At 70.0% G+C, this 13,698-nt stretch carries 12 protein-coding genes; 4 read left to right on the top strand and 8 right to left on the bottom strand.

Going from position 1 to position 13,698, the window contains the following annotated elements:
* Positions 1–270 precede the first annotated feature (270 nt).
* The 3 genes from OO48_RS29400 (at position 271) to OO48_RS38640 (ending at position 1,997) form a co-directional block, all read left to right on the top strand.
* Positions 271–999 carry a dienelactone hydrolase family protein gene (locus tag OO48_RS29400; RefSeq protein WP_081952471.1) on the top strand — a complete coding sequence of 243 codons (729 nt, stop codon included), beginning with the start codon at positions 271–273 and terminating at the stop codon, positions 997–999.
* A gap of 516 nt (positions 1,000–1,515) precedes the next feature.
* Complete coding sequence (locus tag OO48_RS29395) at positions 1,516–1,806, top strand: hypothetical protein (RefSeq protein ID WP_033221764.1); 291 nt, start codon at positions 1,516–1,518, stop codon at positions 1,804–1,806.
* 2 nt (positions 1,807–1,808) lie between these two features.
* Positions 1,809–1,997, top strand: coding sequence for a restriction endonuclease (locus OO48_RS38640; RefSeq protein ID WP_157845568.1), 189 nt, complete (start codon positions 1,809–1,811; stop codon positions 1,995–1,997).
* Between the two features lie 147 nt (positions 1,998–2,144).
* Here the strand turns inward: OO48_RS38640 and OO48_RS41275 are convergent, their stop codons facing one another.
* From OO48_RS41275 to OO48_RS29360, 8 genes are all read right to left on the bottom strand, one after another.
* Positions 2,145–2,453 carry a fibronectin type III-like domain-contianing protein gene (locus OO48_RS41275; protein WP_157845567.1) on the bottom strand — a complete coding sequence of 103 codons (309 nt, stop codon included), beginning with the start codon at positions 2,451–2,453 and terminating at the stop codon, positions 2,145–2,147.
* A 33-nt stretch (positions 2,454–2,486) separates the two neighbouring features.
* Positions 2,487–4,967 (bottom strand): glycoside hydrolase family 32 protein, encoded by a 2,481-nt coding sequence (locus OO48_RS29390; protein WP_033221763.1) that lies wholly within the window; start codon positions 4,965–4,967, stop codon positions 2,487–2,489.
* A gap of 140 nt (positions 4,968–5,107) precedes the next feature.
* Positions 5,108–7,168, bottom strand: a complete 2,061-nt coding sequence (locus tag OO48_RS40835) for a glycoside hydrolase family 32 protein (RefSeq protein WP_280842442.1) — start codon at positions 7,166–7,168, stop codon at positions 5,108–5,110.
* A 79-nt stretch (positions 7,169–7,247) separates the two neighbouring features.
* Entirely contained in the window at positions 7,248–8,255 is a 1,008-nt protein-coding gene (locus OO48_RS29380; RefSeq protein ID WP_051733071.1) for a glycoside hydrolase family protein, read from the bottom strand.
* Positions 8,256–8,387: 132 nt separating this feature from the next.
* Positions 8,388–9,296, bottom strand: a complete 909-nt coding sequence (locus tag OO48_RS29375; RefSeq protein ID WP_033221762.1) for a carbohydrate ABC transporter permease — start codon at positions 9,294–9,296, stop codon at positions 8,388–8,390.
* Positions 9,297–9,299: 3 nt separating this feature from the next.
* Positions 9,300–10,142 carry a carbohydrate ABC transporter permease gene (locus OO48_RS29370; protein WP_245194854.1) on the bottom strand — a complete coding sequence of 281 codons (843 nt, stop codon included), beginning with the start codon at positions 10,140–10,142 and terminating at the stop codon, positions 9,300–9,302.
* 261 nt (positions 10,143–10,403) lie between these two features.
* Positions 10,404–11,576, bottom strand: a complete 1,173-nt coding sequence (locus tag OO48_RS29365; RefSeq protein WP_081952468.1) for an extracellular solute-binding protein — start codon at positions 11,574–11,576, stop codon at positions 10,404–10,406.
* Between the two features lie 215 nt (positions 11,577–11,791).
* Positions 11,792–12,832, bottom strand: coding sequence for a LacI family DNA-binding transcriptional regulator (locus OO48_RS29360; protein WP_033221760.1), 1,041 nt, complete (start codon positions 12,830–12,832; stop codon positions 11,792–11,794).
* A 662-nt stretch (positions 12,833–13,494) separates the two neighbouring features.
* Between OO48_RS29360 and OO48_RS29355 the strand changes: the two genes are divergently transcribed.
* Positions 13,495–13,698 (top strand): PfkB family carbohydrate kinase (locus OO48_RS29355; protein ID WP_033221758.1); only part of this gene is annotated, 204 nt, incomplete at its 3' end.

Below are 13,698 nucleotides of genomic sequence, written 5' to 3'. Positions count from 1 at the left end.
GCCGGCGGACGGACCTGTCGGCGCACCGCCGGCGGTCACCGTCGAGCGGTACGCCGACCTGTGCGCCCGATTCCCGCTGCTGATGGGACCGTTGATGGAGCGGCTGGACCAGGACGAGAAGTTCGTCCGGAGCGTCCGCCTGCTCTGTGCGGGCTTCACCGCACCCCCGGACAGCGGGACCGGTGCCCGCACGGGAACCGGTCGGCCGAGCCGGTGACGTGCACTACGCTGCGCAACGGCTGGTTTCCGATCGATTCGACGGGGGATCCGATGGCAGGTCAATGGCAGGAACTGGGCACTCCCGGCGGGGTGGAGGCCTATGTGCACCTCCCGGCGGGCGAGGTGCGCGGGGCGGTGGTGGTCTGCTCCGAGCTGTACGGGGTCAACGCCTACCTGCGGGGCGTGTGCGCCGAGTTGGCGGAGCGCGGGTACGCGGCGGTGGCGCCGGACTTCTACTGGCGCACCGCACGCCGCACCGAGCTGGGGTACGAGGCCGAGGAGCGCGAGGCGGGCCTGGTGCTGATGAAGGCCCTGGACCGCGACGAACTGGTCTCCGACGCGGCCGAGGCCCTGGCCAGGGCCCGCGAGCTGGCCGGCGGGGGCGGGGTGGCGTTCCTCGGGACGAGCATGGGCGGGCACATCGCGGTGCGCGCGGCCACCGAGCTGCGCTTCGAACTGGCGGTGGTGTTCTACCCGGGCTGGCTGCTCAACTCCGGCTTCCCGCTGGTCGGTCCGGTGCCCCCGCTGGAGACGGCCGAACGCATCGCCGCCAACGGGGTGCACCTGCTGGGCTTCTGCGGCGAACTGGACCACATCCTCCCCCCGGAGGAGTGGCAGGAGGCCGAACGCCGGCTCACCGCCGCCGGGGTCGGACACGAGTTGATCACCTACCCGGGCGCCCGTCACGGTTTCGCGGCCGACCGGCCGGCGGACCACGACGCCGGGGCCACCGCCGACGCCTGGCGGCGGGTGCACGAGGCACTGACCCGGCACCTGTGAGCGAAGCGGCGGCCGGGGCGATCTCGCGTCCGAAAGGAAGTTGACACGCGGCTGGCGAGTTCCCGGGCGAAGACCTGGGCCGGTTCGGGCGGCCACCGACGACCGGGCGACCGCGGCGGCATCACGCACAACGACCGAGCCCCACCGGTCGATCGGCGCGGGCCCGGTGTCCACCCCCTTCGAGTGCTCCACTGCGGGGCACGGTACCGCCCGTCCGCCCGAGGGCCCCGACGCCGGACCGGACGCTGCCGAGCATCACGAGTCGTCCCCCGATGACGAACGCCGCAGTCGGCGGGCTTGATCTGGAATCCGACGATGACGACCGCGGCGCCGACGGCCAGGAGGAGGAGACTCGCCAAAAGATCCTATTGGGGGTGCTACGCCTGGGGGATGAGACCGTGTCACCCGTTGTTCCGGGAACACCGCCCGAAGAACATGCGCAGGAGCACCGGATCAGGCCCAGGGCGGGTACCGCCGTCTGGCGGCCGGGGCAGGGAGGGCGCCGCTGTCGGGTACGTGCCGGAGGCCGGGCAGTTGCTCGTCGAGGTGGCGCTACCCGCGCAGGACGCGGTGCCGGCCGTGGACGGGTGCCGGTTCGTCACCCCGCGCGGGGAGGTCGTCCCGCTGCCGGTCGAGGAGGCCGACCTCCAGGAGACCCACCGGCGGCTGCCGGCGCGGCTGGCCCTGCGGGCGCTGGACGAGGCGTTCTCGGTGACGCCGACGGGGGTGGTGGGCACGGCGTCCTCAACGGGCGCGTGGCCACGACCGACCCCGCCACCGGGCGGGCCGTCCGCCCATACGTGGTGAGCATGGCGGGCGTCACCGTGATCGCCGTCCAGGCCAAGCGCACGAAGAACGTCGTCAGCCCGGAGGCCGTCCGGGCCCTGCTCGGCACCCTCCAGGACAAGCAGGCCGCCCGCGCGTCCTCGTCACCACCTCCCGGTACGGCAAGACGAGTTGGGAGACCGCGCACCGCAACGGCCAGCGTCTGGGCCTGATCGACGGCCGCAACCTGAAGGCCCTGCTCCTCGAACACCTCGGCATCGGCGCCCTGATCGGCCTGTCCAAGGTCCCGCCCGACTGGCAGCTGGGCGACACCGTCTGAAGGCGTTGCGCGCACTTCGCGTCGCCGCCCCCGTCGGGCATCAGCGCACCTCGCAGGCTGCTGGCACGGTCAGCCGAGGGTGACCGTGCGCTGGACGGGCAGGTCGCGGGAGGACTGGCCGGCGGAGAGGGCGTACGGGCCCGGGGTGAGGTAACCAGGTGCCGGACTGCCAGGTGGAGAGGTCCTGGGCGGTGACGGTGAAGGGGGCCCGGGTGCCGGCGCCCTTGGCGAGCTGGACCTTGCGGAAGCCGACGAGGCGGCGCGGCGCGGCTCGGCGTTGGCCGCGGCGGTGGCGGGCGGCGCGGCTTGCAGTGGGACGCTGGAAGGTGCCCGAGCCGCTGCCCGGCACGGGCGTGAGAGCCGTGCCGGGCAGCGGGGTTGTTCACTTCCAGATCGACTTGAGCTGCCACGCCTGGAGGGTGTCGAGGGTGGCGGTGCCGTTGTCGGCGAAGGCGCTGACGCCCGTGCTGGTGGGGTCCGGGAAGATCTGGTCGGTGAGGGTGACCTGGCCCTGGTCGGCGAAGACCTCGACGGAGGAGGCGTCGATGAGGATGTGGAGGGTCACAGCTCCGTGGTCGAGGGCGAGGGGGGCGGTCTTCACGTTGGGGAAGGCCGGGCTGAAGCCGGTGTTACCGGAATGGGTGCGGTCGAGGTAGAGCTTTCCGGTGTGGGTGTCGTAGCCGATCTGGGTGTACTGCCCTCCGGCCCCGGTGCGGATGTTGAGCCCGAACTTGTCGGCGGTGCCCGCGGTGAGGCGGGCCGTGAGGTCCAGGGTCTTCCCGTTGGCCTTCAAGGGCGTGGTCGTGTTGGATACGGTCAGGTTTTTGGTGTTGAAGGCGGTCCCGGTGCGGAGTTCGTTGAGGCCGCTGACAGGCTTCTGAACGAGCTGCACCTTCCCGTCGATGGTGCGCAGGGAGAGCGTACGGGGGAAGGTTTCGGCACCCTTCCAGGGCGTGGTGGGGATCTGGCCGGCGTAGTCCCAGTTGTTCATCCAGGCAGTGCTGATGCGCTGGCCGCTGGGGGTGTCGTTCCAGGTGGTGGCGGCGTAGAAGTCGGCGCCGTGGTCGACCCAGTGGGCGCGCTGGTTGGTGTCCAGTGCAGGTGCGTCGCTGAGGCTGAAGTCATCGGCCAGGACGTGGCCCCAGCCCCCGGTGCTGTGGTCGACGATCTGGATCTGGGCCTGCTTTCCGAGCAGGTCGCTCAGATCCCACGAGGTCCAGTCCAGGTTCTCGCTGTTGGCGCCGGTGGCGGAACGGACGACCTGGCCGTTGACGAGCAGGTTCACTGAGGTCTGCGTGTCCCAGGGCTTGGCCGGGGCGTCGGCGAAGAGGATGTCGCCCACCATGAGGTGTCCCCAGCCGGTGGATCCGTCGCTCTGGTCGACGATCTGGATCTGGGCCTGCTTGCCCTGGTACTGGCTCACGTCCCAGTTGGTCCAGGTCAGGTTGGGAGTGTTGTTGCCCGTGGCGGTGGCGACGACCTCGCCGTCGACGACCAGGTTGACTGCGGTCGGGTCGGCCTGCCCCCAGGGGTGGTTGCCGCCGGCGATCTGGAGGTCGATGTAGGGGCTGTTGACCGTGAAGGTCGGGGAGGTGACGGCGCCGGTGCCCGGATCGCCGTCGGGAGCGAAGGTGTCGAGCGCCTGGGGGCCGATCTGGCCCGGCAGGCTCTCGATGGAGGGACCGGAGTCGGCGAACGATCCCGTGCCGGTCCATCCGGGGCCGTAGGTGGGGCCGGAGAAGTCGTTGAAGACGGTTCCCGGGGGCAGGGTGCCGTAGGTCGCCGTGTCGGGGGTGTAGGGGTTGTTTCCGCCGCCGACGAGGAAGTTCAGGTGCGGCTTGGTGACCGTGAACGCGGGCGAGGTGAGGGTGCCGGTGGAGCTGTCCCCGCCGTTGTAGCTGTTGGCGAGGTGGCTGCCCGGGTTTCCGGTGACGGGCTGCTGGTCGGGGAGGGCGCCGGCCGCCGGTGCGGCACCGAAGGCGGTGCCGGTGGTGGTCCAGTTTCCGTAGCTGCCGGACTCGAAGCCGTCGAGGGGGTCGCCGGAGGGCGGGGTGTAGGTGGCGGGCTCGTCGGAGGTGAAGTTCGTCCCGTCGAATTCGCCGGTGATGTACTGCACGCCGGTGCTGCCGACGCTCACGCTCAGGACCCACTTCGTGTTCCGGGGGTTCCCGTCGACGGGCAGCTCGTAGAGGTCGGGCATCTCCCAGACGCCGCTGGTGGAGCCCGCGGGTCCGAAGTCGCTCAGGTGGGTCCACTGCTTGAGGTCCGGTGAGCGGTAGAAGGAGACCTTGTGCTGGTCGGACAGCGCGATGACCATGAGCCAGCTGTGGGTCGGCGCGTCCCAGAACACCTTGGGGTCGCGGAAGTTCTGGGAGTGCAGGTCCAGGACGGGGTTGCCGGCGTAGCGGGTCCAGGTCCGGCCGTCGTCGGTGCTGTAGGCGAGGGACTGCGTCTGGTTCCCGTCGGCCATCTGGCTGGTGAAGAAGGCGACCATGGCCGGGTGTCCGGGGGTTCCGAACCCGGTGGTGTTGTCCTTGTCCACGACGGCGCTTCCGGAGTAGAAGGCGCTGCTGCCGGGGTCGCGCTGCGGGCCGGTCACGGGGATGTTCTCCCAGTGGACCAGGTCCGAGCTGACTGCGCCCTCCCACGTCCCGTAGCTGTAGAGGTAGTAGCGCCCGTTCCGGTAGACGAGGCCGTTCGGGTCTCCGATCCAGCTGTTGGGGAGGGTGAAGTGGACCTGGGGCCGGTAGGGCTCGTCGTAGGCGGTCGCCGCCGGGCTGCCGGCCGCGGTGAGCGCGGGCAGCGCGAGCCCGGTAGCCAGCGCCACGGCCAGCGAGCGGCGGCGGAAGAAGGGTCGGTGCATCAGAAAGGCCTCCTGCTGTGGCGGGTGGAGCGCTTCGTCGGGTGATGCGGGACGGGTTGGTGCGGGATGGGGTGGCGCGGTGAGGTGGGGGCGGGGTTCCCCTGGCTGGTGGCTCCCCCGCCCCGTGGATCGACCGGCGGTCAGTCGCTGAGGACGAACTGGTCGGCGATGAGGTGTCCCCAACCCCCGGTGGCGTCGTCGAGGATCTGGATCTGCGCGGTCTGTCCCTGCAGGGCGGAGAGGTCCCAGCTGATCGGTTTGAGCACGCCGGTGTCGTCTCCGGTCGCGGTGCGCACGGGCTGTCCGTTGACGAGCAGGTTGACGCTGGTGGCGCCGGGCTGGCCGAGGGGATGGTTGCCGCCGGCGATCAGGAAGTGCAGGGAGTTGCGGTCGATGGTGAAGCCGGGGGAGGTGATGGCGCCGGTGCTGGCGTCGCCGCCCGCGAAGGTGTCCAGGACCTTCTGGCCGACCGAGCCGGGCAGGGTCTCGGCGGTCGGTGCCGTGGTGGCGAAACTGCCGTTGGTGGTCCAGCCGGCCCCGTAGGAGGCGCCTTCGAAGTCGGCGAGCAGTTCGGCCGGTCGCTGGGCGACGTTCGCGAATTCGGTGATCTTCAGGTTGGCGAAGGTCGCGGTGCCGCCGCTGGCGAAGAGGTTGATGCCGCCGTCGGCCGGGTCGGCGAAGACCTCGCTCGAGTGCACGTAGCGGCCGTCGTCGAGGAAGTACTCGATGGTGGTGCGGTCGACGAGGATCTTCAGGTGGGCGGAGGTCTTGGTGCGGTCCCAGGGCGCGTGGCTCTCCTCGTGCTGCCCTGTGCTGTCCGGGTTGCCCGTCTGAGCCCGGTTCAGGTAGCTGTAGTCGTGGTAGATCCCGGCGTCGGCGTGGCGGGTGCCGTCCGCGGAGACGCGCAGCTGCACGCCGACGTTGTCGAGCGAGGTCCAGCTGACGTCGGCGTCCAGTTCGTAGGCGGTGCCGTGGTAGCTGAGCGGGGTGGAGCCGTTCACGGTGACGGTGCCGAGGCTGGTGGTCCGGGTGGCGTGGGAGGCGAGGGCCGCGACGGGCTGTGAGGCCAGCGCGTAGCCGTCCGGGTAGTGCTTGAGGCTGATCTGGCGGGTGATCGAGTCGGTGCCGTTGAAGCCGTCGTTGGTCCAGGTGGGGGTGGTGTGGGGGTAGGCCCAGTTGTTCATCCAGGCCAGCGCGAAGCGGTGGTCGAGCGGGGCGGCGGGGTCCTCCCAGGTGGCACCGCCGTACCAGTCGAACCCGTGGTCGAGCCACTGCGGTGCGCTGCCGTCGGGGGTGAAGGTGGTGCCGTCGAAGGTGCCGGTCCAGTAGGCGTAGGTGTTGGGGGCCCCGGTCAGGTAGCCGTTGGCGCTCATGCCGAGTACCCAGTGCACGGTGCCGTCGTCGGCGCGCAGTTGGAAGAGGTCGGGGCATTCCAGGGAGCCGAGGCCGGTGTGGACGGAGTCGGAGACCCAGGTCCAGTTCTTCAGGTCGGGGGAGGTGAAGAAGCCGATCCGGTCGCCCTCGGTGGCGAGTAGCACCCAGCGCTGGTGCCCGGCGTCCCAGAGCACTTTGGGGTCGCGGAAGTCGGTGCGGCCGCCGTTGGGGATGACGGGTGTGTCGCCGTAGGGGCGGAAGTTGCGGCCGCCGTCCGTGGAGAACCACAGGAATTGGGCCTGTGGGCCGGAGCCGTTGGCGATCTGGCCGGCGGTCGGATGGTCCATCTGGGTCACCAGCATGACGATCGCACCGGCGCCGAAGCCGGCCGTGTTGTTCGTGTCGACGACGGTGGACCCGGACCACAGGTCGTAGTTGGCGTTGGTCTTCTTGGGGGCGGCGACGCCCTGGTCGTGGAAGACCACGTTGTCGGTGGTGGTCGCCATGCGCCAGGCGGTGCCGACCGACTGGTTGTAGTCGGCGTTGTAGAGGTAGTAGTACTGGAAGGCGCCGTTGACGTAGAGGGGCCGCTGCGGGTCGTTCTTCCAGTGGTCGGGGACGGTGAAGTGGTAGACGTCCCGGTAGGTGTCGGCGGCCCGGGCCTTCGGCGGGGCGGTCGGGCAGAGGACCGTCGCGGCGAGCGCGAACAGAACGACCAGCCCCAGTCGCAGGGCGGTTCTGCCGGTGGTCTTGGGCCTGCGCGCCTGCGGGGTGGGAGCGTGCAGACGGTGAGGGTGGTGGGGGTGGTGCGAAGAGCGGGAGAACACGTCGGCCTCCGGGCCTTCTTGATGGGTGGGGGATGTCCGCCGGGGCCCTGTCCCAGGGCCCCGGCGGATGGTGCGGGTGTCAGGCGCCGGTGGGCGCCGGGGCGCAGTCGGCGGGCAGGACGGGGATCGGCGTGGGGGTGTCGATGGTCAGTCGGCGGCCGTCCCAGGCCACCGGCATCGGGTCGCTGATGCTGCCGACGAAGCCGTCGTCGGGGCCGGTGTGGTGGAAGGCCATCAGGATCCAGCGGTCGTCGGAGCGGCGGCGGATCAGCTTGCCGCTGTAGAAGCGGTCGTCGGTCACCTGCTCGGCGGCGTCGATGTCGAACGGGCCGAGCAGGCTCTGCGCCGGGGCGGCCCAGATGCCGCCGCGGGTGCCGGTGGCGCGGCGGCTGTCGGAGGCGTGCTCGGCGAGACAGGAGAAGAGCAGCACCGGCCGGCCGTCGACGATCTCGGTCTGCGTCACCTCCAGTTGCCCGAAGCCCCGGGCAACCGGGGCCGACAGGGGCGGGCGGACCTCCCAGTGACGCAGGTCGGCGGAGACGGCGTGGCCCACGACTCCGCGCTCGAAGGCCGGGCCGTGGGGGGCTCGGGCGGTGATGAGCATGTGCCAGCCGTCGCCGGCCGGGTCGGCGAAGACCCACGGGTCGCGGAACGCCTCGTCGTGCCACTGCTGCTGTTGCAGCGTCTCGTACCAGCGCGGGTCGGCGCCCAGCGGAGGGGTGTCGGACTTGTGCCAGGTCATGAGGTCGTGGCTGGTGGCGTAGCCGATGCGCTGGATGTTCTTGCCGCCCGGCGCGCGGGTGGAGCCGGTGTAGAACAGGAACCAGGTGCCGTCGGGGTGGCGGACCACGGAGCCGGTCCAGGTGGCGAGGTCGTCGAAGGCCGGGGCGTCCGCGCGGACCAGGGCGTCCTGGACGCGGGTCCAGTGGGTGAGGTCGGTCGAGACGGCGTGGCCGATGGAGGCGCGGTAGTGCCGTGCTTCGGGGTCGTGCAGGGCACGGGAGGCGTAGAGGAAGAACAGGTGGTACTGCTCCCCGTCGTCGGCGAACCAGAAGTCCCAGACCCAGGAGTCGGGCAGAGCGAACATGGCGGCAGGAGGCCTTTCGGGGCATGCCGGTGCGGCCGGGCCGGCCGCGGCGCAGGGGCGGCCGGGCGACGGCGGGCACGGGCGGAGTGGAAGAGCGGGCGGTGCGGCGGGCGGATCGGCCCCAGGGGCGGGTCAGCCCTTGACGCCGCTCGCGGCGACGCTGCTGACGAAGGCGCGCTGGAAGGCGAGGAAGACCACCAGCACCGGGATGGTGATCATCGAGGCGTACGCCATGACCTCGCCCCAGGCGGTGGTGTCCTGGAAGAAGTACTGCATGCCGACCATGACCGGGCGCAGCTTCTCGTCCTGGACCACCATGGACGGCCACAGGTACTGGTTCCAGGCCGGCAGGAAGGTCAGGATCGCGACCGTCGCGAAGGCGGGGCCCGACAGGGGGACGATGATGCGGCGGTAGATGGTGAACCAGCCGGCGCCGTCGATTCTGGCGGCCTCGTCCAGTGAGGTGGGGATGGTCGAGAAGTACTGGGCGAACAGGAAGACGGAGAAGCCGTTGGCCACGAACGGGATGATCTGCACCTTGTAGCTGTCGAGCCAGCCGATGTCGTAGACCAGGCTGCCGTCCTGGAAGAGCAGGGTGGGCAGGTGCGCGACCCAGTAGACCATCGGCACGGCGATCGTCTCGAACGGGACGATGAGCGTGGCGATGACCAGGCTCAGGACCAGTGAGCGGCCCTTCCAGCGCAGCCGGGAGAGCGCGAAGCCCGCCATCGAGTTGACGACCAGGCCCAGGCCGACGATGAGCACGGTGACCAGGATCGAGTTGAACAGGAAGCGGCCGACCGGAACGCGGGCGAAGACGCCCTTGTAGTTGTCGAGGCTGATGTGGCCGGCCGGCAGGAAAGCGCGCCAGCTCCGGGTGTCGGAGAGGATCTGCCCGTCCGGCTTGAGGCTGGAGACGAACATGAAGACCAGCGGGAAGAGGAAGAAGACGGCCAGGCCGGTCAGTACCAGGTAGGACCAGACGCGGCGGCGGCGACGCAACTGCCGTTCCGCGTGCGGGACGTCGTGGGATCGGGCCATGGTTCAGTCCTTGTCGCGGGTGAGGAAGCGCTGCACCAGCGCGATGATCAGCACGATGACGAAGAAGATCAGCGAGAGCGCGCTTCCGTAGCCGATCTGCTGCTGGCGGTATCCCATCTGCACTGCGTGGTAGACCAGGGTGGTGGTCGAGTCGACGGGGCCGCCCTGCGTCATGACGTCGATCTGCACGAACAGGCCCAGGGCGGCGATCGTGATGGTGATCAGAACGAAGACTCTGGTCGGCCGCAGGCAGGGCCAGGTGACGTTCCTGAACTGCTGCCAAGCCCCGGCGCCGTCCATGCGCGCCGCCTCGTAGAGCTCCCCGGGGATGGTCTGCAGCCCGGAGAGCCAGATCAGCATGTGGAAGCCGACGGCCTGCCAGATCGAGAGGACGATGATCGCGCCGAGCGCGGTGCTCGGATTGTTCAGCCAGGCCGTGCCCTGCCAGGCACCGAAGGTGATCGAGTTGATGAACGAGTTCACCAGTCCGTTGCCCTGGTACATGAACTTCCACAGGATCGACACCACGACGATCGAGGTGACGACGGGGATGAAGAAGATCACCCGGAATGCGGTCACGCCCCGGATCTTCTGGTTGACCAGGACGGCCAGGAAGAGCCCGAAGCCGGCTTGGACCGGTACCACCACGGCGGCGAAGACGAAGGTGTTGATCGCCGAGTGGAAGAAGCTCGGGTCGATGGTGAAGGCCCGGACGAAGTTGTCCCAGCCCACGAACCGGGTGGGCTCCGGTGAGATGAGTCGCGCATTGGTGAAGGCGAGCCCGAAGCCCAGCAGCACCGGCACGATCAGGAAGCCGAGCAGGAGCAGGACCGCGGGAGCGGCCATGGCGATACCGGCTCGCGCCTCGGCCCGGCGGGCCCGTCCGGGGGCCCGGCGGCCGGTGCGCAGCGTGGTGGCGGGAGAGTCTTTGTCGGGGGGGACGTCGTGGGGATCGGAAGCGGCGGAGGTGCCGTCCAGCCGATGGGTCGCCGTCATGAGGGGATGCCTTTCCGGAGCGATCGGCGCTCTGGCCGCCGGCCGCCGCCCGGTCCGCGCGCGGCGGTCGCGGTCGGCGGCCGGGTCGGGGGCCCTGGAGGGGCCGCCCCGTCAGCTGCCGTAGTTGTTGTTCGACGAGATGTCGCTGTCGATCGCCCGTACGGCTGTGTCCAGCGTCGACTTCACGTCAGCGCCGTTCATGATGTCCTTGGCCGCCTTCTCGAAGGTCGTCGAGACCACCGGGTAGCCGGGGGTGGCCGGGCGGGCCAGTGCGAACTTCTGCGACAGGACGGCGAACTCGTGGAGGGAGCCGTTCGGGCCGAAGTACTTCGAAGCGGCAGCGGCGGTGGCAGTGGAGGGGATGACGACCTGGCTGTCGGCGAAGTCGGTCAGGTACTTGTCCTGGAAGCTGTACTCCAGGTAGGCGCGGGCGCCCTCGCTCTGCTGCTTGCCGCAGGCGGTCGAGATGCCCCACTGCCAGGAGCCGCCGCCGATCTTCGCGCCGTGGCCGAAGTCGACCGGGGGCAGGATCAGCAGATCGGATCCGACCTTGTCCAGCGCGTCCTGGGCGTTCCAGACACCGGTGTAGCTGAGCGCCACCTTGTTGTCGATGAAGTTCTGGTTGCCGACGGGGCCGTTGTTGTTGGCCCAGCCCTTCTTGAAGACCTGCTGGAACCAGGTGAAGAAGCTCACCGCGTCGGGGCCGTTGAGCTTGCCGTCGGCGGACTTCGTCGTGGTGCGGTCGATCAGGTCACCGCCGGTGCTCTGCAGCATCGGGGAGTAGGCGTAGGACCACCACTCGCCCTTGTCGGCGGCGCCGAGGTCGAGCGGGGTGTTGTAGCCGGACGCCTTGAGCTTGGCGTTGGCCTCGTTGAACTCGTCCAGGGTCCAGGGCTGGTCCACCGTCGGGATGCGGACCCCGGCCTGGGTCAGCACGGACTTGCGGGCGAAGATCGCCATCGCGGCGTCCCAGTACCCGGCGGAGTAGATCTTGTCCTTGTACCGGCCCACGGTGGTCGGCGCCAGGCTGTCGGTGAGCGAGGAGGGCAGGTTCAGCGGCTGCAGGTAGCCGGCCCAGGCCCAGTTCGGCATGATCGGGCCGTCCATGTCCATCAGACAGGGCAGCTTGTGCGCGGCGGCGGCCGAGGTGATCGCGTCGTTGTAGGAGCCCTGCGGGAAGTTCTGCTGGACGACCTGGTACTTGTTCTGCGAGGCGTTGAAGTCGGCGATGATCTTCTTGTAGACCGCCAGCTCGCCGGGGTTGCCGGCCGAGTGGGTCCACATGGTGATCTGGACCGGGCCGCCACCCGACGCGGACCCGTCATGGCTGGCCTTGGCGCAACCGGTCAGCGAGACCGAGGCGAGAACGCCTACTGCTGCTACAATCGCGAGGGATTGACGCACGATTATGTCCCTTTCTAGGGTCGACGCCCTACGTCGGCCCCGGTGCTGGTGGCAGCTGCAACTGCCAACCGGTAGAGGTGAGTCCGCCGTCGGTCTCAGGTGAAAGCTGGCTCCGACGGCGGGCCCACGGAGTCCCGACGAATGATCGGGCACGGCATGAGGAACGCGACGCCGGGCTCGGCCTCGCGTAGGCCCAGGGCCACCTCCATCGCCCACCTCCCCATCTCGTAGTGCGGCAGCGCCACTGTGGTGAGCGGAGGGTCCAGTTCGGCGGCGACCAGTTGCTGATCGTCGTAGCCCACCACCGACAGGTCCGTCGGGATGTCCAGCCCCGCGCGCCGTGCGGCGGAGTAAGCACCCATCGCCATACGGTCGTTGAAGCAGAAAATCGCGGTGGGTCGGCGCTCGACCGGCAGGGCGAGCAACTCCTCGGTCGCGGCCCGGCCGCCGCTCGCGTCACTGCTGCCCCGTACGTGCAGCAACGGGTCGGCGGCGATGCCCGCCCGGGCGAGCGCCGAGAGGTAGCCCTGGTGACGCAGGCCGGAGGCGACGAGGTCGGCGTCCTGGAGCGCATCGACGTAGGCGATCCGCCGGTGGCCGGCCGCGATCAGCTCCTGCGTCGCGGCCGCACCGCCAGCCTGTTCGTCCGGGACCGTCGCGGGTCGACTGTCGCCTACGGGGCGGCAGTCGAGAAAGACCGTGGAGCCGGGCAACCCGGCCGGTGCGGCCACCGTCCGGTGCCACATCCGGGCGTAGATCATCGCCTCCACCTGCTGGCCCACGAGGGCCGAGATCGCCTGCCGTTCGCGCTCGACGTCGTCATCGGTGTCCACCAGGACGACCAAGTAGCCGTGCTCACGAGCAAGGTCGTTCACCCCTGCCAGCATTCGCCCCGCGAACGGCGTGGTCACGATGGTGTCGGAGATGAGCCCGACCGTGCGACTGCGCTGCGTCCGCAGGCTGCGCGCAACGGAGTTGGGAGCGTAGCCGATGCGCTCGGCGGCCTCGCGCACCCGCGCCTGCGTCTCCGACGATATGCGCGTGCGCGTGCCCGGGTCATCGCTCAGCACCATGGAAACGGTGGCAGTCGACACCCCCGCCGCCAGAGCGACGTCCGCCATGCGCACCCGTGCCATCGAAGATCCCTTTCCGGCCATTTAACCGACGTGTTTAATCGATTAACTTGCTGTTAACGAGTATGCGGTCGGCCAGATATGACCGTCAAGGCATGAAACGCAGTGTGACCCGGATGTGATGTTCGGCCGGACTCGGCGGGAAGCCCCAGGTCAGCCCGGCGACGGTACGGCGCGAGCATCCGTGACGCGCAACGGTCCACGCCGGATGCGAGCGGCAAGGCGGGCGCGTCCGGCGACGATCCCACCGGGCGCCGGACCGTGCGGCCCGGCAGCGGCCGGCTCTCCCCGCCCGACCCCCGCGCCGATCCCACTCACTCGCCGAGCAGCGCAGGGCAGGTGTCGGGACACAGACATGGCGAGCTCCTTGGGGCCACGGGTGGCAGATGAGCACGATCGCTGCTTGCCCAGGGGCGGCGGAGAGGAGGGACAGAGTGGGGATCGGCGTCACGGGAATGTCATCGTTGACTTATGTCATCGTTGACATCGGCTTGGGAGAGATGATGAAGTCTGCGCAACCCGGGCCACAAGCCCCGTCCGCGTAACGACTGGGTAACGCGGCCGCAATCACCCGCGCCGACCGGCACGAAAGCCCGCGCGGTCGGCGGCCCGGACCCGGGCGCGTCCGGTCCCACCCCAACTCCCCAGCCCCGAAAGGCGCAACGATGGCCCCGCTCCCGATCGCCGTCCTGGGCGAATGCGTTGCCGACGCCTTCGCCGACGCCCTCCAGCCCCGTCCCGGCGAGCTCGCCCTGCGCGTCCTGCCGGGTGGCGGACCGGCCAACACCGCCGTGGCGCTGGCCCGGCTCGGCACCCCCACCCGCTTCCTCGGCCGGCTCTCCACCGACGCCTTCGGCGCGCTCTTCCGC

Origin of the sequence: Kitasatospora phosalacinea (assembly GCF_000716545.1) — a bacterium.
GTDB classification, from domain to species: domain Bacteria; phylum Actinomycetota; class Actinomycetes; order Streptomycetales; family Streptomycetaceae; genus Kitasatospora; species Kitasatospora phosalacinea.
The sequence above is the reverse complement of the archived record's forward strand: the minus strand, read 5'-3'. Positions and strand labels throughout refer to the sequence as shown.